Genomic DNA, 23,642 nt, shown 5'->3' with positions numbered 1-23,642 from the left:
CCGTGGTTGCCGCCATGGGCGAAGCATAAACGACGAAGCCCGGCGCGCGGCCGGGCTTCGTCTGGATTCAAGCCCCTCTCCCGCCGGGAGAGGGGTTGGGGTGAGGGTACGGTCGAAGCGCGTATTGCAGGCTTGCGGGAAAACTCCGCGCACGCTTCGCAGGAGCCCTCTCCCCCGCCCCTCTCCCGCAAGCGGGAGAGGGGATAGGCAGGCTTACGCCGCGACGGTATCCGCGACTTCCTTGTAGTCCTGGATCTTGTCGAAGTTCATGTAGCGGTAGATCTTCTCGCCGTTGGCGTTGATGACGCCGATGTCGGCCATGTACTCGTCCTTGGTCGGGATGCGGCCGAGGCGCGAGCAGATCGCGGCGAGTTCGGCCGAGCCCAGGTACACGTTGGAGTTCTTGCCGAGGCGGTTGGGGAAATTGCGGGTGGAGGTGGAGAACACCGTGGCGCCCTCGCGCACCTGCGCCTGGTTGCCCATGCACAGCGAGCAGCCCGGCATCTCCATGCGCGCGCCGGCAGTGCCGAAGGTGCCGTAGACGCCTTCGTTGGTCAGCTCGCTGGCGTCCATCTTGGTCGGCGGGGCCACCCACAGCTTGGTCGGGATGTCGCGCTTGCCTTCCAGCAGCTTGGCCGCCGCGCGGAAGTGACCGATGTTCGTCATGCACGAGCCGATGAACACTTCGTCAATGGTGGCACCGGCCACGTCGCTCAGCGTCTTCACGTCGTCCGGGTCGTTCGGGCAGGCCACGATGGGCTCGTGCACGTCGGCCAGGTCGATCTCGATGACGGCGGCGTATTCGGCGTCGGCATCGCGCTCCAGCAGTTGCGGGTTGGCCAGCCACGCTTCCATCGCCTTGATGCGGCGCTCCAGGCTGCGCGGATCCTTGTAGCCCTGGGCGATCATCACCTTGAGCAGGGTGATGTTGCTGTTGATGTATTCGATGATCGGCGCCTTGTCCAGGTGCACCGTGCAGCCGGCCGCCGAGCGCTCGGCCGAGGCATCGGACAGCTCGAACGCCTGCTCCACCTTCAGGTTCGGTAGGCCCTCGATCTCCAGGATGCGGCCCGAGAAGATGTTCTTCTTGCCCTGCTTGGCGACGGTCAGCAAGCCCTGCTTGATCGCATACAGCGGGATGGCGTTGACCAGGTCACGCAGGGTGACGCCCGGCTGCAGCTCGCCCTTGAAGCGCACCAGTACCGATTCCGGCATGTCCAGTGGCATCACGCCGGTGGCGGCGGCAAAGGCCACCAGGCCCGAGCCAGCGGGGAACGAGATACCGATCGGGAAGCGCGTGTGGCTGTCGCCGCCGGTGCCGACGGTGTCGGGCAGCAGCATGCGGTTGAGCCAGCTGTGGATCACGCCGTCACCCGGGCGCAGCGAGATGCCGCCGCGGGTGCTGATGAATTCCGGCAGCGTGTGGTGGGTCTTCACGTCCACCGGCTTCGGGTAGGCGGCGGTGTGGCAGAACGACTGCATCACCAGGTCGGCCGAGAAGCCCAGGCAGGCCAGATCCTTCAGCTCATCGCGGGTCATCGGGCCGGTGGTGTCCTGCGAACCCACCGAGGTCATCTTCGGCTCGCAGTAGGTGCCCGGGCGCACGCCCTGGCCTTCCGGCAGGCCGACCGCACGACCCACCATCTTCTGCGCCAGCGTGAAACCCTTGCCGGTATCGGCCGGCTGCTGCGGCAGGCGGAACAGGGTGGACACCGGCAGGCCCAGCGCTTCGCGCGCCTTGGCGGTGAGGCCGCGACCGATGATCAGCGGAATGCGGCCGCCGGCGCGCACTTCGTCGAACAGCACGTCGGACTTCACCTTGAATTCGGCGATCACTTCGCCGTTCTTCAGCGCCTTGCCGTCGTAGGGTCGCAGCTCGACGACGTCGCCCATCTCCATCTTGGAAACGTCGAGCTCGATCGGCAGCGCACCGGCGTCTTCCATCGTGTTGTAGAAGATCGGGGCGATCTTGCTGCCCAGGCACACGCCACCGAAACGCTTGTTCGGGATGAAGGGAATGTCCTCGCCCGTCCACCACAGCACGGAGTTGGTGGCGGACTTGCGGCTGGAGCCGGTGCCGACTACGTCACCCACGTAGGCCACCAGGTGACCCTGCTTGGCGAGATCCTGGATCAGCTGGATCGGGCCGCGCTTGCCATCTTCTTCCGGCTGGAACGGGGCGCCGTCGCGCTTGTTCTTCAGCATGGCCAGCGCGTGCATCGGGATGTCCGGGCGCGTGGTGGCGTCGGGTGCGGGCGACAGGTCGTCGGTGTTGGTTTCGCCTGGCACCTTGAACACGGTGATGGTGAGGCTCGCGGGCACTTCCGGCTTGCTGGTGAACCACTCGGCGTCGGCCCAGCTCTGCAGCACGGCCTTGGCGTTGGCGTTGCCCTGGTCGGCCTTTTCCTTCACGTCGTGGAAGGCGTCGAACATCAGCAGGGTGTGCTTGAGCGCGTTGGCGGCCACGGTGCCGACCTGCGCGTCGTCGAGCAGTTCGATCAGCGGATGGATGTTGTAGCCGCCCAGCATGGTGCCCAGCAGCTCGGTGGCCTTCTCGCGCGAAATCAGAGCGCACTGCTCGGTGCCGAACGCCACCGCCGCCAGGTAGGAAGCCTTGACCTTGGCCGCGTCGTCCACGCCGGCCGGCACGCGGTTGGCGATCAGGTCGACGAGGAAAGCCTCTTCGCCAGCCGGCGGGTTCTTCAGCAGTTCGACCAGCTCGGCGGTCTGCTGGGCCGACAACGGCAGCGGCGGGATACCCAGCGCGGCGCGCTCGGCAGCATGTTGGCGATAGGCGGTAAGCATGTGGCTCGTCCTGTGGCGGGGATTGGCGGCTCTCCTGCGTGCAGGGGAGCGAATGGCGGCGACTGGCTTCATGTCCGTCATTCCTGCGCAGGCAGGAATCCAGTGACGCTGCACTCGATGACCCGAAGGCACTGGATCCCGGCCTTCGCCGGGATGACGAGCAGGATCAGAAGCTCATCAGCCGCCAATTTTGCCAGCCGCCCCGCATGAGCGGCAACGGAAACCTGTTTCCGGCTGCGTTCGATATCGTGCAAGGCGGCCTTGCAATACCGCTCACGTTCGGTGGCGTAGGATTCCAAGGATTACCAACCGCCAGATTTCGAACCCCCGGAGTCAAGCCATGCAGGATTCATTCGCAACCCGCGACACCCTCGCCGTCAACGGCAAGCAGTACCGGATCGCCAGCCTCGCCAGGCTGGGCCAGCGCTTCGACATCAAGCGCCTGCCCTACTCGATGAAGATCCTGCTGGAGAACCTGCTGCGCCATGAGGACGGCGTCAACGTCACCGCGAAGGAGATCGAGGCGGTGGCGAAGTGGGACGCGAAGAAGGAGCCGGACACCGAGATCGCCTTCATGCCCGCGCGCGTGGTGCTGCAGGATTTCACCGGCGTGCCCTGCGTGGTCGACCTGGCCGCGATGCGCGACGCGGTGGTGAAGCTGGGCGGCGACGCCAAGCAGATCAACCCGCTGGCGCCGGCCGAGCTGGTCATCGACCACTCGGTGCAGGTGGACGTCTACGGCTCGGAATCCGCGCTGGAGAAAAACGTCGAGATCGAGTTCCAGCGCAACCAGGAGCGCTACGGCTTCCTGCGCTGGGGCCAGAAGGCCTTCGACAACTTCAAGGTGGTGCCGCCGCGCACCGGCATCGTGCACCAGGTGAACCTGGAGCACCTGGCACGCGTTGTGTTCACTGGCGACATCGATGGCGAAAGCTGGGCCTACCCCGACACCGTGTTCGGCACCGACAGCCACACCACGATGGTCAACGGCATCGGCGTGCTGGGCTGGGGCGTGGGCGGCATCGAGGCCGAGGCCGCGATGCTGGGCCAGCCTTCGTCCATGCTGATCCCGCAGGTGGTGGGCTTCAAGCTGACAGGCAAGCTGGGCGAAGGCGTCACCGCCACCGACCTCGTGCTCACCGTCACCCAGATGCTGCGCAAGCTGGGCGTGGTGGGTAAGTTCGTGGAGTTCTTCGGCGACGGCCTCAGGCACCTGGCGCTGGCCGACCGCGCCACCATCGGCAACATGGCGCCGGAATACGGCGCGACCTGCGGCATCTTTCCTGTCGATCAAGAAGCGCTGAACTACCTGCGCCTGTCCGGCCGCGGCGAGGAACAGATCGCGCTGGTGGAAGCCTATGCAAAGGCGCAGGGCCTGTGGCACGACGAGCACACGCCGCACGCCGAATTCACCACCACGCTGGAGCTGGATCTGGCCGACGTGAAGCCCTCGATGGCTGGCCCCAAGCGCCCGCAGGATCGCGTGCTGCTGGGCGACGTGCGCAAGAGCTTCAAGGACGCACTGGTCGGTCTCACCACCTCGCGCAAGCCGCTGGCCACCACGATCGAGCGCTTCGCCGGCGAAGGCGGCGACACCGCGGTGGGCCATGAAGAGAGTGCATTCGGCCAGGGCGAGCATGTCGAGTTGAACGGCGACAAATTCAAGCTGGGCGATGGCGCCGTGGTGATCGCCGCGATCACCTCCTGCACCAACACCTCCAACCCCGCGGTGATGCTGGGCGCCGGCCTGCTGGCGAAGAAGGCCGCGGCGAAGGGTCTGAAGGCCAAGCCGTGGGTGAAGACCTCGATCGGCCCGGGCTCGAAGGTGGTTTCCGACTACCTCGAGCAGACCGGCCTGCTGAAGGAGCTGGAAAAAGTCGGCTTCTACATCGTCGGCTACGGCTGCACCACCTGCATCGGCAACTCCGGCCCGCTGCCGGTCGAGATCAGCAAGGGCATCGCCGACGGCGACCTCGCGGTTGCCTCGGTGCTCTCCGGCAACCGCAACTTCGAGGGCCGCGTGCATCCGGAAGTGAAGATGAACTACCTGGCCTCGCCGCCGCTGGTGGTCGCCTACGCGCTGGCAGGCACGCTGGACATCGACCTGACCCGCGAACCGCTCGGCAAGGACGCGGACGGCAAGGACGTGTTCCTCAAGGACATCTGGCCGACCAACCAGGAAATCTCCGACACCATCGCCGGCGCGATCAACCCGGAGATGTTCAAGAAGAACTACGCCGACGTATTCAAGGGCGACAGCCGCTGGAACAAGATCGCCTCGCCGGACGGCGCGGTGTACGCGTGGGACGACTCCACCTACATCAAGAATCCGCCCTACTTCGAAGGCATGACGATGGCCTTGAACAAGGTGGAGGACATCCACGGCGCCCGCGTGCTGGGCCTGTTCGGCGACTCCATCACCACCGACCACATCTCGCCGGCCGGCTCGATCAAGAAGGACAGCCCGGCGGGCCGCTTCCTGATCTCCAGAGGCGTCGAGCCGAAGGACTTCAACTCCTACGGCTCGCGCCGCGGCAACGACGACGTGATGGTGCGCGGCACCTTCGCCAACATCCGCATCAAGAACCTGATGCTGGACGGCGTCGAGGGCGGCTACACCAAACACGTGCCGTCGGGCGAGCAGATGGCGATCTACGACGCGGCGATGAAGTACAAGGAAGAGAAGACCCCGCTGATCGTGCTGGCCGGCAAGGAATACGGCACCGGCTCCAGCCGCGACTGGGCGGCCAAGGGCACCCTGCTGCTGGGCGTGCAGGCGGTGATCGCCGAGAGCTTCGAGCGCATCCACCGCTCCAACCTGGTCGGCATGGGCGTGCTGCCGCTGCAGTTCAAGGACGGCGAAAGCGCCAAGTCGCTGGGCCTCGACGGCTACGAGAGCTTCGACGTCACCGGCCTGGAAGGCGGCGAGTCCAAGGAGGCCAAGGTGGTCGCCACGGACAAGGACGGCAAGAAGAAGGAGTTCGCCGTGAAGGTGCTGCTGCTCACCCCGAAGGAGCGCGAGTTCTTCCGCCACGGCGGCATCCTGCAGTACGTGCTGCGCCAGCTGGCCGGCAAGAAGGCCGCCTGAGCACAGCCTCAAGCCAGTTGAACCATGGCCGCCCCGATCCGCGTCGGGGCGGCTTTCCATGTGCCCCGCCGCGCCTTGCCGCATACGCCCGCGCATGCTCCAATGCCGCGAGGGGATATCGCCACCGCCTTGGCGATCACGATTCAGGAGTCGAGCAAGCACATGAGCAACGAGCGTCCGTGGCTGGATCACTATCCGCAAGGCGTGCCCGCCGAGATCGACCTCAACGCCTACGCCTCGGTCGCCGCCGTGCTGGAAGAAGCCTTCCAGCGCTTCCGTGACCGCCCGGCCTTCGCCAACTTCGGCAAGCAGCTCAGCTACGGCCAGATCGACCAGCTCAGCCGCCAGTTCGCGGGTTACCTCACCGGCACGCTCGGGCTGGCCAAGGGCGATCGCGTCGCGATCATGATGCCCAACGTGCTGCAGTACCCCATCGCCCTGTTCGGCGCGCTGCGTGCCGGCCTGGTGGTGGTCAACACCAACCCGATGTACACCGCGCGCGAGCTCAGGCACCAGCTCGAGGACTCCGGCGCGAAGGCCATCGTGGTGCTGGACAACTTCGCCGCCACCCTGCAGCAGGTGGTGGCGGAAACCCAGGTGCAGCACATCGTCACCACCGGCATCGGCGACCTGCTTGGCTTTCCCAAGGGCGCGCTGGTCAACTTCGTGCTCAAGCACGTGAAGAAGATGGTGCCGGCCTACAGCCTGCCGCAGGCGGTGCGCTTCAGGGACGCGCTGGCGCAGGGCGCCGCGCACGAGCTGCCCAAGGTGGCGCTGAACCACGGCGACATCGCCTTCCTGCAGTACACCGGCGGCACCACCGGAGTGGCCAAAGGCGCCATGCTCAGCCACGGCAACATGGTCGCCAACATGCTGCAGGCGGGCGCGTGGATCGGCCAGAACGCCAAGCAGGGCGAGGAGATCATCATCACCGCCCTGCCCCTGTACCACATCTTCTCGCTGTGCGCGAACGGCCTGGTGTTCATGCGGCTGGGCGGGCTCAACTGGCTGATCACCAACCCGCGCGACATGCCCGGCTTCGTCAAGGAGCTGAAAGCCTCCCGCTTCACCGCGCTCACCGGCGTCAACACGCTGTTCAACGGCCTGCTCAACACGCCCGGCTTCGCCGAACTGGATTTCTCGCGCCTGCACCTGACGCTGGGCGGCGGCATGGCCGTGCAGCGCGCGGTGGCCGAGCGCTGGAAGAAGGTCACCGGCTGCCCGCTGGTCGAGGCCTACGGCCTCACCGAAACCTCGCCGGCGGCCTGCATCAACCCGCTCGACCTCAAGGACTACAACGGCTCCATCGGCCTGCCCGTGCCCTCCACCGACGTGGCGATCTGGTCGGAGGACAACCAGCCGCTGCCGCTCGGCGAAGTGGGCGAGCTGATGGTGAAGGGGCCGCAGGTGATGCAGGGCTACTGGAATCGCCCCGACGAGACCGCCAAGGTGCTGGGCGCCGACGGCTGGCTGCACACCGGCGACATCGCGAAGATGGACGGGAACGGCTACTTCTACATCGTCGACCGCAAGAAGGACATGATCCTGGTGTCCGGCTTCAACGTGTACCCGAACGAAGTGGAGGACGCGGTGATGCAGCACCCAGGCGTGGCCGAGGTGGCCGCGGTAGGCGTGCCGGACGAGCACTCCGGCGAAGTGGTGAAGCTGTTCGTGGTGCGCAAGGATCCAACCCTCACCGAGGAAGCGCTAAAGCAGTTCTGCCGCGACAACCTCACCGGCTACAAGCGGCCCAAGTTCATCGAATTCCGCGACGCCCTGCCCAAGAGCAACGTGGGCAAGATCCTGCGCCGCGAACTGCGCGACGAGAAGAAAGCCGCAGCCGGCGCCCATTGAAACGACGAAGGCCCCGCCGATGGCGGGGCCTTCGGTTCAACCGGTTCCGCGGAGAAGCGGTCAGTCCTTCCAGGACTCCAGGATGTCGGCGTAGCCGCCCAGCAGGTTCCACAAGGGCACCTGCTTGTCTTCCGGAATGCACACGTAGGAAAAGCCGATGTGATGGTCGGCCACGCGCGCCACCTGCGCCTCCAGGTGGATGTGCAGGTCGCTGCCGAAGATCATGTCCAGCAGCCAGCTCTGTCCCACTTCGCCGTCCCAGCCCAGCGGACGGCGCAGCAGCGCGCCGGTGGCGGAGATGTCCACCAGTTCGGTGGGATGCGACTCGACGCCGCGGCTCATCAGCACGGTCGTCTCGATCTGCATGCGCGCCGGGCGCAGATGTTCGTTCTCGCCGCCGAGCATTTCGTTGACGTCCTTCACCATGTGAGCTCCTCGATTGTCGCATCCGGTCGCCATGGCGACTCCCCGCAGATCGCACAGCAAGCAAGTGTGTCCGCGATCACATTCAAGCAAGCTGTATGCCATCAATGAAAACGGCTATGCCATGCGGTTTGCGCCGCATCCCGGCCGATGCGACTGACACATGCCGTCGTGTCGGACACGCAGTGTCACACTGCGACTTGCCCAACCAGCCACGCCTCGGCGAACCGATCACGAAGTGTTCCACAAGCGCAGCGCGCGGGGTAGCCGCCGATCCATCGCACGCGCTGGACTTGTCGCCTGGCAATCGCTACCCTGTAACGCACGCGTGGCGCCATGGCCCGATGCCGACCGGTCGTTCCGGCCACAATGGCGCCCACCCGATGCCCCAGGCAGATCGTCCGACTTGTCGGTGACGTTCCACCCGTCGCCACTTCGCCGTGCCTTCGCCCGACGCGAACCGCGTTCCGGCGAGGCAAGCGTTCCGCCCTGATGTTCCAGACGCATTGCTGGCCGCCGTGCGGCCCAACGACAGGCATTGATGAGCACCGAGCCAGTCGGGCCGCAGGGCCCGGACGCATCGCAGGACAACTTGCGGGACAACCAGGCGGCGCATCCCCAGCAGCAGGAAATGCCGCTGGCGATCGTGCGCGGCGAGCCGGTGCTGCAGATGCCGCAGGATCTGTACATCCCGCCGGATGCGCTGGAGGTTTTCCTCGAGGCGTTCGAGGGTCCGCTGGATCTGCTGCTGTACCTGATCCGCCGGCAGAACCTGGACATCCTGGACATACCGATTGCCGAGATCACCCGGCAATACATGGAATACATCGACATGATGCGGGAGACGATGCGGCTGGAGCTGGCCGCGGAGTATCTGCTGATGGCGGCGATCCTGGGCGAGATCAAGTCGCGCCTGCTGCTGCCGCGGCCGCCCACCGAGGAGGGCCTGGAGGAAGACCCGCGCGCCGAGCTGGTGCGCCGCCTGCAGGAGTACGAACGTTTCAAGAAAGCCGCCGAGGACATCGACACCCTGCCCCGGATGGAACGCGACACCGCGCCGGCGCAGGCCGACACCGGCGAGCGCAACGTGATCAAGCTGCCGCCGCCGCTGGATCTCAAGGAAATGCTGCTGGCGCTCAAGGACGTGCTGCATCGCGCGGAGCTGTTCGGCCACCACGCGATCAAGCGCGAGGCGCTCAGCGTGCGCCAGCGCATGGGCGAGCTGCTGGGCAAGCTGGAAGGCCAGGCCTTCCAGCGTTTCGAGACGCTGTTCGATGTCGGCGAAGGCCGTCTCGGCGTGGTGGTTACCTTCCTGGCCATGCTGGAGCTGGCCAAGGAAATGCTCATCGAAATCGTGCAGGAAGCCCCGCTGGCGCCGATCTACCTGAAGGCGCGCGCGGGCGGCGAGCATGCCCTCGCCGACGCGATGGAGCAGGACGACGCGAACGACCCGGCCGCCGAGGAATCGGCGTTCGAGACACCGGACACCGCCGGCAACGGCACGCACTGAATCGGCATCGGGAACCATGCAGATCGAGCAACTCAAACCCATCGTGGAAGCGGCCCTGCTCGCCGCCAGCCAGCCGATGACCGTCGCCCAGCTCGGCGACCTGTTCGGCGAGGCCGACGAAGTCGGCCACGAGCAGATCGCCCGCGCGCTGGAAGCGCTGGCCGCCGACTGCGAGGGCCGCGGCGTGGAGCTGAAGGAGATCGCCTCCGGCTTCCGCTACCAGGTGCGCCAGGAAGTGCACCCCTGGATCTCCCGCATGTGGACGGAGAAGCCCAGCCGCTACTCGCGCGCCCTGCTGGAGACGCTGGCGCTGATCGCCTACCGCCAACCGATCACCCGCCCGGAGATCGAGCAGATCCGCGGCGTGGTGGTGTCCAGCAACATCATCAAGACGCTGGAGGAACGCGAATGGATCCGCGTGGTCGGCCACCGCGACGTGCCCGGCCGGCCGGCGCTGTTCGGCACCACCCGCGCCTTCCTCGACTACTTCAACCTGAAATCGCTGGATCAGCTGCCGCCGCTGTCCGAAATCCGCGACATGGAAGACCCGCAGATGGGCTTCGAGCAGACCCCGTTGCCCGCCCGCGTCATCAAGGATCTGCCGATCGATCCCGATGAAGAAGCGGAGGAAACGGAAACCGGCGAGCACGAACATGGCCAAGCGGAGGACGAGGCACCCGCCGAATCCGCCGCGCAAGCCACCGAAGACACCGCCGAACCCGGCGAAACCGAACCTGCCACTGCCGACGAGGCAGCGGCCCCCGCGGACGCCGAAGACGGCGAAACCGCACTGAACTCCTGAGGAGCCACGCGCATGACTGCGCCGAAAAAATCCACCCTTTCCCTCAAGCGCGCGCCGGTCGGCGAGAGCGCACCGCTGGAAGAGCGCCTGCACAAGGTGCTCGCCAACGCCGGCCTCGGCTCGCGCCGCATGCTGGAACAGCGCATCCAGGCCGGCGAGGTCGAACTCAACGGCCAGCCCGCCACCATCGGCACCAGCGTGCACGCGGGCGACCGCGTGGTGATCGACGGCAAGCAGTTCGTGGTCGCCACCGACAACCGCGGCGACACCGAGGTGCTGATCTACCACAAGCCCGAAGGCGTGCTCACCACGCGCGACGACCCCGAGGGCCGCCCCACCGTGTTCGAGCAGCTGCCGCGCCTCAAGGGCGCGCGCTGGGTCGCCGTGGGCCGCCTCGACATCAACACCACCGGCCTGCTGCTGCTCACCACCGACGGCGAGCTGGCCAACGCGCTGATGCACCCCAAGAGCGGCATCGAGCGCGAATACCTCTGCCGCGTGCACGGCGAGGTACCCGACGAGGTGATCGAGAAGCTCAAGGCCGGCGTGGAGCTGGAAGACGGCCCCGCCCGCTTCGACGAGATTGCCGTGATCAGCCGCGGCGGCAGCCATAGCTGGTTCCGCGTGGTGATCCGCGAAGGCCGCAACCGCGAGGTGCGCCGCCTGTGGGACTCGCAGGGCTTCCTGGTCAGCCGGCTCAAGCGCATCCGCTACGGCAACGTCGAACTGCCGCGCACCCTGCGCCGCGACGACAGCGCCACGCTGGACGAAGAGGCCGTGCAGCAGTTGCGCCAGACCGCCGGCCTCGGCGCGCCGCAACCCGTGCTCACCCTGAGCCCGGTGCTGCACCAGCGCCGCGCCAACCGCAACGTCACCGAATACCGGCCCGAGAGCGGCTCCGCCGGCGGCTGGAGCAGCGGCCACCAGGACGAGGCGCGCGAACTGCGCGCCTACGACCGCATCCGCGAGGAACCCGCGCGCGGCCGCCAGCAGAAAGCGCGGCGCCCCGGCAAGGAAGTGAACGGCAACGTCGCCCGCCCGGAACGCCCCGCCGGCAGCGGCTTCCAGCGCAAGAACAAGCGCGGCATCGCGCCCGGCCAGGAACTGCCCTCGGTGCGCACCTGGTTCGCCGGCGACAGCCGCGACGGCGGCGCACGCCCGGCCGGCGGCGGCCAGGGCAACAAGCGCCGCGGCAAGCCCGGCGGCGGTGCCGGTGGCGCCCGCGGCGGCGCAAGCCAGGGCGGCTTCGGCAACGCCAATCCCTATGGCACCAGCTTCGGCGGCGGCCATGGCGGGCACGGCGGCGGCGGTGGCGGGCACAGCGGCGACGGCCGCCCCGCCGGCAACCGCCAGGGTGGCCGCGGCCGCCCGCAGGGCCAGGGCGGCAATCGCCCGCCGCACGGCGGCGCCCGCCCCGGCGGCAACCGTCCGCATGGCCGTGGCGGCAGCGGCGGCGGCCGTTCCGGCAACCGCTGATCGGCGGCGATGATCCGCATCTACCACAACAACCGCTGCAGCAAGTCACGCGCCACGCTGGCGCTGCTGGAAGGCCGCGATGTCGAGGTGGTGAACTACCTCGACACGCCGCCCGACGCCGCCGAGCTGAAGCGCCTGCTCAAGCTGCTGGGCATTCCCGCACGCCAGCTGCTGCGCAGCGGCGAGGCCGTCTACAAGGAACTCGGCCTCGCCGATCCCGCGCTGGACGACGAAGCGCTGGTCGCCGCGATGGTCGCGCATCCGATCCTGATCGAACGCCCCATCGTGGTCGCCGACGGCAAGGCCGCGATCGGCCGGCCGCCGGAGGCGGTGCTGGCGATACTCTGACTACCTTGCCGGGAGCGGACGCACGCGCAGCTCTCGGCTGCAGCCTTCCTCCGTTCAGCCGCCGTCCGCCGTCACGCGAGTCCCCGTGACGGTGCCCTGGACTTGCTGCCCGAGCCGGGTCTTTCCGTCAGGGGCGTACTGGGTCAGCGTGAAAACGCCGGAATACCTGCTCGCGTCGCGGTTCAGCCGTATGGATTCGCGAATATTGGCCGGGCCGATGAAGGTCTTGCCGGTGGGATCCCAGCTCAGCGCCCAATGGTTGAGCCGATAGGTCTGCGGCCCGGTACGCGTCCAGGCGCCCATGCAGAAGCTCTGCGTCGCCGGTGCACGGCCTGAATTCATGATCTCGGTGCCGTCGGCATGCCAAGTGGCGAAGCCCTGATCCAGCACGGTGCCGTCGGATATGCCCTGGTCGCCCTTGGCGGTGAAGGTGAAGCGGTACAGGCCCGTGATCGGTTCCTGCTGCTGCAGGGGATTGGCCATGCCCGGCACATGCTGGCCGGCTTCGAAAGCGCCCATGACCATGGCGCCTGCTGCGCCGGCCGGCAGCAGCGATGCCGGCCCACTGGCCATGACGGACGCGCCGCAGGCCTTTGCGCCGTGACAGCAAACCATCGACAAGCCGATCGCGGTCAGCGCGACGAACGTGTGCGTGCGAGTGTTCATGGTGTCCCCTCCTGATGGTCGGGCGCCCCCCGCGGTGCGTCCTGGGGATAAACTGCGCGTCGACAGGGGCAAGAGTCATGATGGTTGGATGAGGAAGTCGCGAGGATTGCGGTTCCCGCGATCACGGCGGCTTGACCAGCGCAGCGCTCTACGACATGGAAAACGACAGCATCCGGGCGCCGCGGGAAGCGCCCGCCCGATTCGCCTTTGCGAACGTCGTCGTCGACGCGGTCGCCCACCGCCTGCTGCGCGACGGACGCGAAGTCGCGGTCGAGCCGAAGGCCTTCGCCGTGCTGCTGGAGTTCCTTGCGCGCCCGGGCCAATTGCGCAGTCGCGACGACCTGCTCGACGCCGTCTGGGGGCACACCTGCGTCACGCCCGGCACGCTCAACCGCCTCGTCGCGCAATTGCGGCGCGCGCTGGGCGACGACAGCGGCAACCCGCGCTGCATCCAGACCGTGCATGGCCTCGGCTACCGCTTCATCGCGCCCGTGGAAACTCCAGGTGCGTCCGGCCAACCCGCATTGCGCTTCACCCCGCCCGCACAGGCTCGCCTGCCGGAGCGGGCCGGCTCGCTGATCGGGCGCGAACGCGACATTGAAGAACTCGCGCAGGCGCTGCGCGAGCATCGGCTGTTGACGGTTGCCGGCCCCGGCGGCATCGGCAAGACCCAGGCGGCGCTGGAAACCGCGCGGCTCTGCGCGGCGGATTTCCCCGATGGCGTCTGGCTGTTCGATTGCACGCCGCTGGCCGGAGGCGACGCGCTCGTGCAACGGGTGACCGGCACGTTCGACATCCGCGGCGCCGCCGACGCGGACGAATCGACCGCGCGGCTCTGCGAACTGCTGCAGCGGCGCAAGGCGATGCTGTTGTTCGACAACGCCGAGCGAATTACCGAACCGCTCGCGGCGCTGGTTGCCGCCCTGCTGGCCTCATGCGCGTCGCTGCATGTGCTGGTGACCAGCCAGCGGCGCCTGAATTGCGCTGGCGAACGGCTGCATTGGCTGGAGCCGCTGGCGATTCCGCCGCCGGGCGAATGGAACACGTGCGACGAAGTCGCCGAATTGATGCGCGTGCCGGCCGTGCAGTTGCTGCTGTTGCGGTTGCGTGCGGTCGCGTCGCCGGGTTTTGCGCTGACGCCGTCGAACGCCCCGGCGGTCGCGGAGATCTGCCGCCGCCTCGACGGCTTGCCGCTGGCACTGGAACTGGCCGCGGCGCGCTTGCGCATGCTGAGCCCCGAGCAACTCCTGTCGCGCCTGGACGACCACCTGCTCAGCCTTGCCGAAGCCAGCCCGAGCCGGCCTGCCCGCCATCAAACCCTGCACGCGCTGATCGAATGGAGCTTCGCGCTGCTTTCCGGGGACGAGCAATCCCTGTTGCGCGGCCTGGGCGTCTTTGCCGGCGGCTGCACGCTGGGAGGCGCGCATGCCATCGGCACGGCGTTCGGACTGGGCGACGCGCAGACGCTCGACCTGCTCGGCGGCCTGATCGACAAATCCCTGCTCGGCTTCGACGCAGGCGCCAATCCGCCGCGTTACGTGTTGCTCGACAGCGTGCGGTTGTTCGCGCTGGAGCGGCTTGCCGAAAGCGGCGAGGAAACGCGTGCGCGCGATGCGCACCTGGCGCATTTCGTCGACTTCACCGAGCGCGTGAACGCCGGGATCCTGGGCGATCTCCAGAAACTCTGGGCCGAGCGCGTCAGGCGCGAAGGCGCCAACCTGCACAGCGCCCTCGGCTACGCGCTGGCGCGATCCGACCGGGCCGGGGATGCGCTCGCGCTGGTCAGCAATCTATGCTGGTACTTCCGAGGCGGCGCGGATTACCTGCAACCCGCGCAATGGCTGGAAATGGCGTTGCAGGCGAATCATTCGCCCACGCTGCATCGTGCGCGCGCATTGATCGCCGCCGGCATGGTGCTGCACCAGACGCTGGATCACGAACGCGCGGGAACGCGCCTGCGCGAGGGCATCACGATGGCCTCCGGCCTGGGCGATGCGTTCCTGGCGGGCGCCGGCCAGGCCATCCTGGCTTTCGAACTCGCGACGTGCGGGGATTTCGCGGGCGCCGAAGACTGCGTGCAGGCGGCACTGGCTACCGCCGAAGCGCACAACGATGCCTGGCTGAAGTCGAATGCCTTGCTCAGCCGCGGCGTCGTGCACTCCTTGAACGATCGCCATCGCGAAGCGGAAGCCGACATGAGCGAGGCCGTGGATTGCCTGCCCGCGCAGGGCGATTATTTCCAGCGGGGTTACGCGCTGATCAATCGCGCCCTGCAGCGTTTCCATCTCGGCGACGCAGCGGGCGCAGCGCAGGATTGGCTATACGACCTGGGCGTGTTCATCTCGCTGCAGAACTGGCGCGGCGCGGCGGGTTGCGTGGAAGGCACGGCCTATCTTGCCGCCGGATCCGGCGGATTCGATACGGCCGCGCGATTCCTGGCGGCCGCGGCGCGGGTGCGCGACTGGACCGGTGCGCCACTGATGCCGCAATGGCGGAAAGCGCAACAGGTCGCGGTGCGGGAGGCACGGCAGGCACTGGGCGCGGCGGAATTCGAGCGCACACAACAGGCGGGCGCTGCGGCGCGCTTCGAGGAAGTCGTGGCCGAGGCGCGCGTGCTGCTGTCGCAGATCGCGGCGGCTCAAGCGCCGCGCAACGGGGCGAGCAGTCCTTCCGGGTCGTAAAGCGCGCGCAGCGCGGAAAGCCTCATGCGTGCGCCGGAATTGTGCGTGCGTCCATCCAGGTCGGCCGTTTCATTGGTGAAGTTCGGCTGCATGTCCGGTCGTGCATGGGGCTCAAGAGCCGTGCGCAACTCGCGCGTCCAGTCGCGGACGGCGGCGAAACGCTCCGATGCGCCGGCGTGCCCGATCACGTTGACGAAAAACGGCGAGTCACGGTGCGTGAACGCGGTGGCCTCGTTCGCGATCCGCGCGACCGCGCCGCCGAGATGATGCACATGGACTTCGCTGGCGGGATCGGCCGGCGCCGCGGCAAGCGGAACCAGCGCATCGATCAGCGCGTCGTCGAGCGCGTCGAACTGCGACGTCGTCCAGTAGTAATGGTCGCCAGGCGGCGCGGCAGGGTCGAAAGTCTGTTGCCAGGCCGCGTACGGTGCCGCGCCTTCGTGGCGGCCCAGCGGCTCGGCCCGCCCCGAAATCGGTGCTGCGACCTGCGCGCCTTGCGCGGGATCGCCGCTCCAGCAATAGGCGAGCGCCACCACGCGCTTGCCGTGCGCGCTGGCGGGCAGGAACGGCAGCGGCGGCGCGGTGGTGAAGACCAGCATCGCGGTGAACGCATCCGGCGCGGTCGGCGTATACGCGCGGAATGCGCGCAGCAGCACCGGAGCCGCCTCGAGCGGATAGAACACGGCGCCGGCACCCACCTCGCCCACCGGGTGCAGCCGGTAGGTGAAGCGCGTGACTACGCCAAGGCCGCCCGTGCCGCCGCGCAGGCCCCAGAACAGGTCGGCGTGTTCGTGTTCGCTGGCGACAACGCGGCGGCCGTCGGCCAGCACCACATCGGCCTCGACCAGGTTGTCCACGGCCAGGCCGCAACGGCGCATCAGCCAGCCCACGCCGCCGCCCAGCGTGTAGCCCCCGACGCCGGTGGTCGAGACGAAGCCGCCGGTAGTAGCCAGACCGTGCGGCGACGTCGCCGCATCCACCTCGCGCCACAGGGCCCCGCCCCCGACGCGAACGATGCGCGCCTGCGGATCCACTTCGACGCGGTTCATCGCGCCCAGATCCAGCATCAATGCATCGTCGCGCACCGCCAGCCCGGCCACGTTGTGGCCGCCGCCGCGCACCGTCATCGGCAGGCGTGCGGCAGCGGCGAACTTGACCGCGGCAACGACGTCATCGGCGTCCGCGCACTGGGCGACGGCCAGCGGATGCCGGTCGATCGCGCCGTTCCACACGCGGCGGCGCGACTCGTAACCGGCGTCGCCCCGCTGCAACAACCTGCCCCGCAACGCCGCGGCCAGATCCTGCCAGGCGAGCGCACTCGTGCGACCAGACTCGACGAACATGCTTCCCCCTTTCCGTGATGGGCTGCGGGCGCATCAACGGGCGCCCGACCGAGCGACATCATGCACCCGATCGGCGCCCCCGGTCGTGATGGAAGCGTTGGGCTTCGATGAGGCCACCGGCCAGCAGGCCGGCCGGCTCAGTCCACGGCCAGCGTGAAGGCGTCGGCGTCCATCCATGCCGGGAAGCGCTCGCGATGGGCGAGCAGCGGCGCGGGATCGAGGGTGACGGTGGCGACCTGCTCCAGCGCGCCGCATTCCACCAGCGGCTCGCCCACCGGGTCGATCACCGCGCTGTCGCCGGCATAGGGCAGGTCGTTGCCGTCCACGCCCACCCGGTTCACGCCGATCACGCAGGCCAGGTTCTCGATCGCGCGGGCGCGCAGCAGGGTGCGCCAGGGCTGGCGGCGCGGCGCCGGCCAGTTGGCCACGAAGATCGCGAGGTCGTAGTCCATGCCGCCCGCGGCGCTTTCCAGCCGGCGGTTGCGCAGCCACACCGGGAAGCGCAGGTCGTAGCAGACCTGCGGCAGGATGCGCCAGCCTTTCAGCTCCACGATCAGGCGTTGGTTGCCGCCACCGTAGCGGGTGTGTTCGCCGGCCATGCGGAACAGGTGACGCTTGTCGTATTGCTCGAAGCTGCCGTCCGGGCGCATCCACAACAGGCGGTTGTAGACCGTGCCGCCTTCGCGGATCGCGAGGCTGCCGCAGACCACCGCATCCACCTCGGCGGCCAACGCGCGCAGCCAGGCCACGCCCTCGCCGTCCATGGTGTCGGCGCTGGCAACCGTGTCGTTGCTGAAGCCGGAGAGCAGGGTTTCCGGCAGCACGATCAGGTCGCTGCCGCGCGCGCGGCGCACCAGCGCGCCGTAGTAGTCGCGGTTGGCGGGGGCGTCGTGCCAGCGGGTGGCGCCCTGCACCAGCGACACAGTCAGCGGCTGCAGACTCACAGCTTGCACAGCCGCTCGGCGGCCGCCTCCATGGTGGCGTCGCTCTTGGCGAAGCACAGGCGCAGCAGGCGCGTGCCCGGCGCGGTCTCGCAGAACGGCGTCAGCGGGATCGCCGCCACCCCGCCCTGCTCCACCAGCCAGCGGCTGAAGGCCAGGTCGTCCTCGTCGCGGATCGCGGAGTAGTCCACCAGCTGGAAATAGCCGCCCGGCACATCGAGCAGCTTGAAGCGCGAGGGCGCCAGCAGCGCGCGGAAACGGTCGCGCTTGGCCTGGTAGAACGCGGGCAGCTCCAGGTAATGCTGCGGATCGCTGGCGAGGAACTCGGCGAACGCGGCCTGCGCGGGATGGAAGCTGCAGAACGTGAGGTACTGGTGCACCTTGCGGAATTCCGCGGTGAGCGCCCTCGGCGCCACCGCATAGCCCAGCTTCCAGCCGGTGCAGTGGTAGGTCTTGCCGAACGAGGAGATCACGATGCTGCGCGCGGCCAGCTCCGGATGGCGCAGCACGCTCTCGTGCTGCCTGCCGTCGTAGACGATGTGCTCGTACACCTCGTCGGATAGCACCACGATGCCGGTGTCGCGCACGATCGCCGCCAGCTCCTCGAGGTCGGCCGCCGACAGCACCGCTCCGGACGGGTTGTGCGGACTGTTGATCAGGATCATGCGCGTGCGCGGCGTCACTGCGTCGCGCACGCGTTGCCAGTCCACGGAGAAGGCCGGGGCGACCAGCGGGATGTGCACCGCCTTCGCGCCCTGCAGCTCGATCGCCGGCTCGTAGCTGTCGTAGGCGGGATCGAACACGATCACCTCCTCGCCCGTACGCACCACCGCAGCGATCGCCGCGAACAGCGCCTCGGTGGCGCCGGAGGTGACGGTGATCTCGGCGTCCACATCGGGGCGATGGCCGTACATGCGTTCGGTCTTGGCCGCGATCTGCTCGCGCAGTGGCGCGGTGCCATGCATCGGCGCGTACTGGTCCTTGCCCTCGTCCATCGCACGCGCAAGCGCGTCGCGCAAACCCTGCGGCGGCTCGAAATCCGGAAAGCCCTGCCCCAGGTTCACCGCCTTGTGCTCCAGCGCGAGCTGGCTCATCACGCTGAAGATGGTGGTGCCGACCTTGGGGAGCTTGGTGTCGATCTTCATGGTATTGCCGTATGGAAGTCCAAACGGAAGCCTAGCATGCGCATGCGCCGGCTCAGTCGGGCAAGCTGCGCCGCTTGCACTGTTCGTGCTTCTGCAGGGTGGCTGCGGGCAGCCGCTCGGCAAGGAAATCCACCAATGCGCGCACGCCCGGCAACATGCCGCGGCGGCTGGGATAGATGAAGTGCATGGTGCCTTCGGGCGCGCTCCACTCCGGCAGCAGCACCTCCAGTTCGCCGCGGGTCACGGCTGGCGCACAGACGAACTCCGGCAGCAGGGCCACGCCCAGTCCGCGGCGCGCGGCCTCCAGCAGCACGGCGAAATCGCCGCAGATCAATCGCGCATTCACTTCCACGTTCGTGCGCTCGCCCGACGCGTCGATCAGCTCCCAGGTCTGCGGGCCTTCATGCTCCTGCATCGACAGCGCGGGGAATTTCGCCAGCTCGCCGGGATGCGTTGGCCGCCCCAACGCGTCGAGCAGCTTCGGGCTGGCCACCGGCAGCACGCGCGACTGGCCGAAGCTGCGCACCACCATGTTGGCGTCGGTGTCGAGCTTGCTGCGCACGCGGATCGCGAGGTCATAGCCTTCGCCGAGCAGATCCACGCGCCGGTTGCTGGAAAGCACGCGCACCTGCAGGCGCGGGTACTGCGCCATGAAATCCGGCAGCACGTGGGCGAGCACGGTCTGGGTGATCGACACCGGGCAACTCAACCGCACGACGCCGCGCGGTTCGGCACGCAATTCGTCCACCGCATCCTGCGCGGCGCGCGCTTCCTCCAGCAACGCGCGGCAATGCGCGTAGAAGCGTTCGCCTATTTCGGTGACCACGAAGCGGCGCGTAGTCCGTTGCAGCAGGCGCACGCCCAAACGATCCTCCAGTTGCGCCACCCGCTTGCTGAGCCGCGACTTGGGCATGCCCAGCGCCCGTCCGGCCGCCGAGAAACCGCCGTGCTCGACCACCGCGGCAAAAAAGTACAGGTCGTTGAGATCCTGCAGGGTGCCGCTCAATTGCGTCATGGCTGTTTCCTGTTCCGAACGACGGATCCGATCTGCGCAAGATTATTGCCGGATTGTTCCGGGTTCACCGTCCAGGCGCTCTTTCACCCTGGTGGAGAGCCCCCCCTGCCATCAGTCATGTTGCCAAATCGGCAGATGGTGCTTGACGGCCTCATTTTCAGTGTTATAGTTCACTACAACACCACTCAACGAGTTCACCAGAGGAGCAATGCCATGAACGCGAAGCTCAACTCCAACAACCCGGCCGTCGCCACCCACGACGTTTTCACGAGCACCCTGATCCCCGCACGCCGCTGGATCGCCTCCGCCGCCGCGGTGGTGATGACCAGCCTGACGCTGGCGGTGGTCAGCCTGCCGACGACCCGCACGCCTGCAGTGACCTGGATCAACGGCGTCCACGTGACCAACCTGGCGCCGGTCGAAGTCACCCCCACGGCCGCCGATCTCAAGGCCGCCTCCCTGCTGGAGCACGCTGCGGTAGGTGTCGCTGGCGGCGCCGCCGCGCAACTCGGGGCGCAGTTGGCCATGCCCTACTATTCCTTCGGCACCACGAGCACCAGCAGCAAGGAATGATCCATGACCATCACCTGGAACGACAGCATCCCGATCTATCGCCAACTGCACCAACGCGTGGTGGCGATGATCCTGGATGGCGCCTTGAACGAGGGCGACCCGCTGCCGTCGGTGCGCCAGGTGGCCGCGGATTTCCAGATCAATCCGCTGACCGTATCGAAGGCGTACCAGGAGCTGGTCGATGAACGCTTGGTTGAGAAAAGGAGGGGCCTGGGCATGTTTGTGATCGAAGGCGCACGCGAGGAACTGTTGAAGTCCGAACGCGAACGTTTCCTGCGCGAGGAATGGCCCACGCTGTACGCCCGCCTGCAGCGGCTGGGCCTGGATCTGAAGACCCTGCTGCGCGAAGCGCCGTCCGAGCCGGAGAAGCACGCATGAACGCCGCCGCCAATGCCGTCGTCTCCGCCCGCGGGCTGGGCAAGCGCTACAAGAACGCCGCCGCGCTGGACAACGCGAGCTTCGAGATCCAGCCCGGCCGCATCGTGGGCCTGATCGGCCCGAACGGCGCCGGCAAGACCACCGCGCTGAAGGCCATCCTCGGCCTCACCGATTTCCAGGGCGAGCTCTCCGTGCTCGGCCTCGACCCGCGCAAGCAGCGCGGCAAGCTGATGGAACAGGTCTGCTTCATCGCCGACGTGGCGGTGCTGCCGCGCTGGATCCGCGTGAGCGAGGCGGTGGACTTCGTCGCCAACACGCACCCGCGCTTCGACCGCAAGAAGTGCGAGGCCTTCCTCGCCCGCACCAAGCTGACGCCCAACCTGCGCGTGAAGCAGATGTCCAAGGGCATGATCGTGCAGTTGCACCTGGCGCTGGTGATGGCCATCGACGCACGCCTGCTGGTGCTGGACGAGCCCACGCTGGGCCTGGACATCCTCTACCGCAAGCAGTTCTACCAGAGCCTGCTGGAAGACTACTTCGACGAGAACAAGACCATCATCGTCACCACCCACCAGGTGGAGGAAGTCGAGCACATCCTCACCGACCTGATGTTCATCCGCGACGGCCGGATCGTGCTGGACGCCGACATGGACGCCGTGGGCGAGCGCTTCGCCGAGGTGCTGGTGGGCGCCGAACGCGCCGCCGAGGCCCGTGCGCTGAAACCCATCGACGAGCGCCAGGTGTTCGGCAAGAGCATCTTCCTGTTCGACGGCGTGGCACGCGCGCAACTGGAGGCGCTGGGCGAAGTGCGCCGCCCCTCCGTCAGCGACCTGTTCGTCGCCACCATGAAAGGAACCTACGCATGAAAACCCCGGTTCTGAACGAAATGTATTGGCTGGTGAAGCGCGAGTTCTGGGAACATCGCGGCGGCTTCCTGTGGACGCCGGTGATCGTCGGCGGCGTGTTCCTTCTGCTGAACCTGATGGGCATCGTCGGCGGCGAGGTGATCGGCGCGCGGCACGGCTTCCACTTCATGTTCGACAACAACAGCCTGCTCAACCATCCGCTGAGCGCCGACGACATGGCCAAGGCCGGCATGATGATGGATGTGGTGATGTATTCCACCTCCTTCATCATCAGCATCGTGCTGGGCTTCGTGGTGTTCTTCTACTACCTCGGCGCGCTGTACGACGACCGCCGCGACCGCAGCCTGCTGTTCTGGAAATCGCTGCCGCTGTCGGATACGGCCACCGTGCTCTCCAAGGTGGTGGCCGGCACCGTGCTGGCGCCGTTCATCGCCGCGGTCTGCGGCGTGGTCACCGGCATCGCGATGCTGCTGCTGTTCGCCGTCACCCTGTCCTTCCACGGCGTGGGCGTGTGGCACCTGCTGGCCTATGCGCATCCGTTCCGGGTCATCGCCAACCTCGTCGGCATCATCCCGCTCTACGCGCTGTGGGCGCTGCCGGCCACCGGCTGGCTGCTGCTCTGCTCCGCCTGGGCGCGCAGCAAGCCCTTCCTGTGGGCCGCGGTATTGCCGATGGCGGTGGGCTTGATGCTGGGCTGGTTCAACCTGATCGGCACGAACATCGCCGGCGGCAGCTGGTACTGGAAAGACGTGGTTGCCCGCATCCTGCTCAGCGTGTTCCCGGGCAGCTGGCTGGGCTCGAGCAACTACCAGGGCGTGAGCAGCGGCGCGGAACACTCCCTGGATGCGCTGAACCTCGGCAACGCCTACGGCGTGATGGCTTCGCCCAGCTTCTGGATCGGCGCCATCGCGGGCCTCGCCCTGCTGGCCGGAGCCATCTGGCTGCGCCGCTGGCGCGACGACAGCTGATATCCCATCGAATCCATACGGGGAGAGATTCACCATGAAAAGCATCGCGACCACCGGCAGCATCCTTGCGCTGGCCCTGCTGTTGCCGCTGACGGCCTGCAGCCAATCGGCCGGCAACGGCTCCGGCAGCGACGTGGCGCAGGCCATGAAGGAAGCGCAACAGCAGACCTCGTCGTCGGCCATCGCCGCGGAAGTCCGCAAAGGCATGGCCCAGGCCAAGCAGGAGCTGCTCACGCAGGACATCGACGTCGGCAACGTGCACTTCAACGACAAGGACGGGCACGACGCCGACAACAACGAAAGCAAGCTGCCCAAGGCCGTCATCACCCCGCAGGGCAACCTGGTGATCGCCGGCAAGCCGGTGGACGCCACGCCCGAGCAGCACGCCATGCTGGTGGATTACCGCCAGCAGGTCATCGGCATCGCCGAGGCCGGCATGGACATCGGCGCCAACGGCGCCGACCTCGGCGTGAGCGCCGCGAAGGAAGCGATCTTCGGCGCGCTCACCGGCAAGAGCGACAAGCAGATCGAGGCCAGCATCAAGCCGCAGACCGACAAGATCGAGGCCGCCGCCATGCAGCTATGCAAGCGCGTGCCCGGCCTGCTGGCCTCGCAGCAGAAGCTCGCCGCCGCCATGCCAGCGTTCAAGCCCTACGCCACGATGACGCAGAAGGACGTGGACGACTGCGGCAAGGAAATGACCGACAGCAACGGCAAGAAGGGTTTTGCCGTGTTCTCCGACTGAGCCCGCCGCAGGCAC

At 67.6% G+C, this 23,642-nt stretch carries 20 protein-coding genes; 12 read left to right on the top strand and 8 right to left on the bottom strand.

The genetic code is table 11. The annotated features are described in order from the left end of the window. Positions 1 to 213 precede the first annotated feature (213 nt). Positions 214 to 2,805 carry a bifunctional aconitate hydratase 2/2-methylisocitrate dehydratase gene (locus ACZ5Z2_RS07705; protein ID WP_464761370.1) on the bottom strand — a complete coding sequence of 864 codons (2,592 nt, stop codon included), beginning with the start codon at positions 2,803 to 2,805 and terminating at the stop codon, positions 214 to 216. Between the two features lie 77 nt (positions 2,806 to 2,882). Then, on the bottom strand, positions 2,883 to 3,104 hold the full coding sequence (locus ACZ5Z2_RS07700; protein ID WP_464761369.1) for a hypothetical protein: 222 nt from the start codon (positions 3,102 to 3,104) through the stop codon (positions 2,883 to 2,885). Positions 3,105 to 3,145: 41 nt separating this feature from the next. On the opposite strand from ACZ5Z2_RS07700, the gene acnA reads away from it, so the two are divergent. After that, a complete protein-coding gene (gene acnA / locus ACZ5Z2_RS07695) occupies positions 3,146 to 5,893 on the top strand; it encodes an aconitate hydratase AcnA (RefSeq protein WP_464761368.1) in 2,748 nt (915 codons plus the stop codon). Positions 5,894 to 6,055: 162 nt separating this feature from the next. Next, positions 6,056 to 7,747 (top strand): long-chain-fatty-acid--CoA ligase, encoded by a 1,692-nt coding sequence (locus ACZ5Z2_RS07690; protein WP_464761366.1) that lies wholly within the window; start codon positions 6,056 to 6,058, stop codon positions 7,745 to 7,747. 60 nt (positions 7,748 to 7,807) lie between these two features. Here ACZ5Z2_RS07690 and ACZ5Z2_RS07685 read toward each other — a convergent pair whose 3' ends face one another. Beyond that, positions 7,808 to 8,173, bottom strand: a complete 366-nt coding sequence (locus tag ACZ5Z2_RS07685) for a PilZ domain-containing protein (RefSeq protein ID WP_464761365.1) — start codon at positions 8,171 to 8,173, stop codon at positions 7,808 to 7,810. A gap of 628 nt (positions 8,174 to 8,801) precedes the next feature. On the opposite strand from ACZ5Z2_RS07685, the gene ACZ5Z2_RS07680 reads away from it, so the two are divergent. From ACZ5Z2_RS07680 to arsC, 4 genes are read left to right on the top strand one after another with little or no spacing between them, the layout of a single operon-like run. Next, positions 8,802 to 9,680 (top strand): segregation and condensation protein A, encoded by an 879-nt coding sequence (locus tag ACZ5Z2_RS07680; protein WP_464761678.1) that lies wholly within the window; start codon positions 8,802 to 8,804, stop codon positions 9,678 to 9,680. Positions 9,681 to 9,696: 16 nt separating this feature from the next. Next, a complete protein-coding gene (scpB, locus tag ACZ5Z2_RS07675) occupies positions 9,697 to 10,482 on the top strand; it encodes an SMC-Scp complex subunit ScpB (RefSeq protein WP_464761364.1) in 786 nt (261 codons plus the stop codon). A 12-nt stretch (positions 10,483 to 10,494) separates the two neighbouring features. Beyond that, positions 10,495 to 11,958 (top strand): pseudouridine synthase, encoded by a 1,464-nt coding sequence (locus ACZ5Z2_RS07670; protein WP_464761363.1) that lies wholly within the window; start codon positions 10,495 to 10,497, stop codon positions 11,956 to 11,958. Between the two features lie 9 nt (positions 11,959 to 11,967). Then, the gene (gene arsC, locus ACZ5Z2_RS07665) at positions 11,968 to 12,306 is read left to right on the top strand and encodes an arsenate reductase (glutaredoxin) (RefSeq protein ID WP_464761362.1); all 339 of its coding nucleotides are present in this window, start codon (positions 11,968 to 11,970) and stop codon (positions 12,304 to 12,306) included. Positions 12,307 to 12,360: 54 nt separating this feature from the next. Here arsC and ACZ5Z2_RS07660 read toward each other — a convergent pair whose 3' ends face one another. Continuing rightward, positions 12,361 to 12,972, bottom strand: a complete 612-nt coding sequence (locus tag ACZ5Z2_RS07660) for a hypothetical protein (RefSeq protein WP_464761361.1) — start codon at positions 12,970 to 12,972, stop codon at positions 12,361 to 12,363. A gap of 131 nt (positions 12,973 to 13,103) precedes the next feature. Here ACZ5Z2_RS07660 and ACZ5Z2_RS07655 point away from each other — a divergent pair, with 131 nt between their 5' ends. Further along, the gene (locus tag ACZ5Z2_RS07655) at positions 13,104 to 15,653 is read left to right on the top strand and encodes an ATP-binding protein (RefSeq protein ID WP_464761360.1); all 2,550 of its coding nucleotides are present in this window, start codon (positions 13,104 to 13,106) and stop codon (positions 15,651 to 15,653) included. On the opposite strand, the gene ACZ5Z2_RS07650 is transcribed toward ACZ5Z2_RS07655, so the two are convergent. The 4 genes from ACZ5Z2_RS07650 to ACZ5Z2_RS07635 form a co-directional block, all read right to left on the bottom strand. Beyond that, positions 15,611 to 16,996: an FAD-binding oxidoreductase gene (locus ACZ5Z2_RS07650; RefSeq protein ID WP_464761359.1), complete on the bottom strand. Its 1,386-nt coding sequence runs from the start codon at positions 16,994 to 16,996 to the stop codon at positions 15,611 to 15,613. The genes ACZ5Z2_RS07655 and ACZ5Z2_RS07650 overlap by 43 nt on opposite strands. A gap of 137 nt (positions 16,997 to 17,133) precedes the next feature. Then, positions 17,134 to 17,949 carry an amidohydrolase gene (locus tag ACZ5Z2_RS07645; protein WP_464761358.1) on the bottom strand — a complete coding sequence of 272 codons (816 nt, stop codon included), beginning with the start codon at positions 17,947 to 17,949 and terminating at the stop codon, positions 17,134 to 17,136. Continuing rightward, positions 17,937 to 19,082 (bottom strand): pyridoxal phosphate-dependent aminotransferase, encoded by a 1,146-nt coding sequence (locus ACZ5Z2_RS07640; RefSeq protein ID WP_464761357.1) that lies wholly within the window; start codon positions 19,080 to 19,082, stop codon positions 17,937 to 17,939. Before ACZ5Z2_RS07640 ends, ACZ5Z2_RS07645 begins: the two co-directional genes overlap by 13 nt. Positions 19,083 to 19,134: 52 nt before the next feature. Further along, positions 19,135 to 20,097 carry a LysR substrate-binding domain-containing protein gene (locus ACZ5Z2_RS07635; protein ID WP_464761356.1) on the bottom strand — a complete coding sequence of 321 codons (963 nt, stop codon included), beginning with the start codon at positions 20,095 to 20,097 and terminating at the stop codon, positions 19,135 to 19,137. 213 nt (positions 20,098 to 20,310) lie between these two features. Between ACZ5Z2_RS07635 and ACZ5Z2_RS07630 the strand changes: the two genes are divergently transcribed. The 5 genes from ACZ5Z2_RS07630 to ACZ5Z2_RS07610 are packed head-to-tail and all read left to right on the top strand — an operon-like array spanning position 20,311 to position 23,627. Further along, positions 20,311 to 20,670 (top strand): hypothetical protein, encoded by a 360-nt coding sequence (locus tag ACZ5Z2_RS07630; RefSeq protein WP_464761355.1) that lies wholly within the window; start codon positions 20,311 to 20,313, stop codon positions 20,668 to 20,670. Between the two features lie 3 nt (positions 20,671 to 20,673). Further along, positions 20,674 to 21,048, top strand: a complete 375-nt coding sequence (locus ACZ5Z2_RS07625; protein WP_464761354.1) for a GntR family transcriptional regulator — start codon at positions 20,674 to 20,676, stop codon at positions 21,046 to 21,048. Then, positions 21,045 to 21,914, top strand: a complete 870-nt coding sequence (locus tag ACZ5Z2_RS07620) for an ABC transporter ATP-binding protein (protein ID WP_464761353.1) — start codon at positions 21,045 to 21,047, stop codon at positions 21,912 to 21,914. Before ACZ5Z2_RS07625 ends, ACZ5Z2_RS07620 begins: the two co-directional genes overlap by 4 nt. Beyond that, the gene (locus tag ACZ5Z2_RS07615; RefSeq protein WP_464761352.1) at positions 21,911 to 22,882 is read left to right on the top strand and encodes a hypothetical protein; all 972 of its coding nucleotides are present in this window, start codon (positions 21,911 to 21,913) and stop codon (positions 22,880 to 22,882) included. Before ACZ5Z2_RS07620 ends, ACZ5Z2_RS07615 begins: the two co-directional genes overlap by 4 nt. Before the next feature lie 34 nt (positions 22,883 to 22,916). Next, positions 22,917 to 23,627, top strand: a complete 711-nt coding sequence (locus ACZ5Z2_RS07610; RefSeq protein ID WP_464761351.1) for a YggN family protein — start codon at positions 22,917 to 22,919, stop codon at positions 23,625 to 23,627. Positions 23,628 to 23,642 lie beyond the last annotated feature (15 nt).

It is taken from the genome of Rhodanobacter sp. G1 (genome assembly GCF_055397855.1).
Note: the sequence above shows the minus strand (reverse complement) of the source record. Positions and strands in the feature narration are given on the sequence as shown.

Coding starts and splice junctions, on each gene's coding strand:
- ACZ5Z2_RS07690 (WP_464761366.1), top strand. CDS start 6,056: ATGAGCAACGAGCGTCCGTGGCTGGATCACTATCCGCAAGGCGTGCCC.
- acnA (WP_464761368.1), top strand. CDS start 3,146: ATGCAGGATTCATTCGCAACCCGCGACACCCTCGCCGTCAACGGCAAG.
- arsC (WP_464761362.1), top strand. CDS start 11,968: ATGATCCGCATCTACCACAACAACCGCTGCAGCAAGTCACGCGCCACG.
- ACZ5Z2_RS07630 (WP_464761355.1), top strand. CDS start 20,311: ATGAACGCGAAGCTCAACTCCAACAACCCGGCCGTCGCCACCCACGAC.
- ACZ5Z2_RS07650 (WP_464761359.1), bottom strand. CDS start 16,996: ATGTTCGTCGAGTCTGGTCGCACGAGTGCGCTCGCCTGGCAGGATCTG.
- ACZ5Z2_RS07615 (WP_464761352.1), top strand. CDS start 21,911: ATGAAAACCCCGGTTCTGAACGAAATGTATTGGCTGGTGAAGCGCGAG.
- ACZ5Z2_RS07610 (WP_464761351.1), top strand. CDS start 22,917: ATGAAAAGCATCGCGACCACCGGCAGCATCCTTGCGCTGGCCCTGCTG.
- ACZ5Z2_RS07635 (WP_464761356.1), bottom strand. CDS start 20,097: ATGACGCAATTGAGCGGCACCCTGCAGGATCTCAACGACCTGTACTTT.
- ACZ5Z2_RS07670 (WP_464761363.1), top strand. CDS start 10,495: ATGACTGCGCCGAAAAAATCCACCCTTTCCCTCAAGCGCGCGCCGGTC.
- ACZ5Z2_RS07640 (WP_464761357.1), bottom strand. CDS start 19,082: ATGAAGATCGACACCAAGCTCCCCAAGGTCGGCACCACCATCTTCAGC.
- ACZ5Z2_RS07705 (WP_464761370.1), bottom strand. CDS start 2,805: ATGCTTACCGCCTATCGCCAACATGCTGCCGAGCGCGCCGCGCTGGGT.
- scpB (WP_464761364.1), top strand. CDS start 9,697: ATGCAGATCGAGCAACTCAAACCCATCGTGGAAGCGGCCCTGCTCGCC.
- ACZ5Z2_RS07660 (WP_464761361.1), bottom strand. CDS start 12,972: ATGAACACTCGCACGCACACGTTCGTCGCGCTGACCGCGATCGGCTTG.
- ACZ5Z2_RS07685 (WP_464761365.1), bottom strand. CDS start 8,173: ATGGTGAAGGACGTCAACGAAATGCTCGGCGGCGAGAACGAACATCTG.
- ACZ5Z2_RS07625 (WP_464761354.1), top strand. CDS start 20,674: ATGACCATCACCTGGAACGACAGCATCCCGATCTATCGCCAACTGCAC.
- ACZ5Z2_RS07620 (WP_464761353.1), top strand. CDS start 21,045: ATGAACGCCGCCGCCAATGCCGTCGTCTCCGCCCGCGGGCTGGGCAAG.
- ACZ5Z2_RS07680 (WP_464761678.1), top strand. CDS start 8,802: ATGCCGCTGGCGATCGTGCGCGGCGAGCCGGTGCTGCAGATGCCGCAG.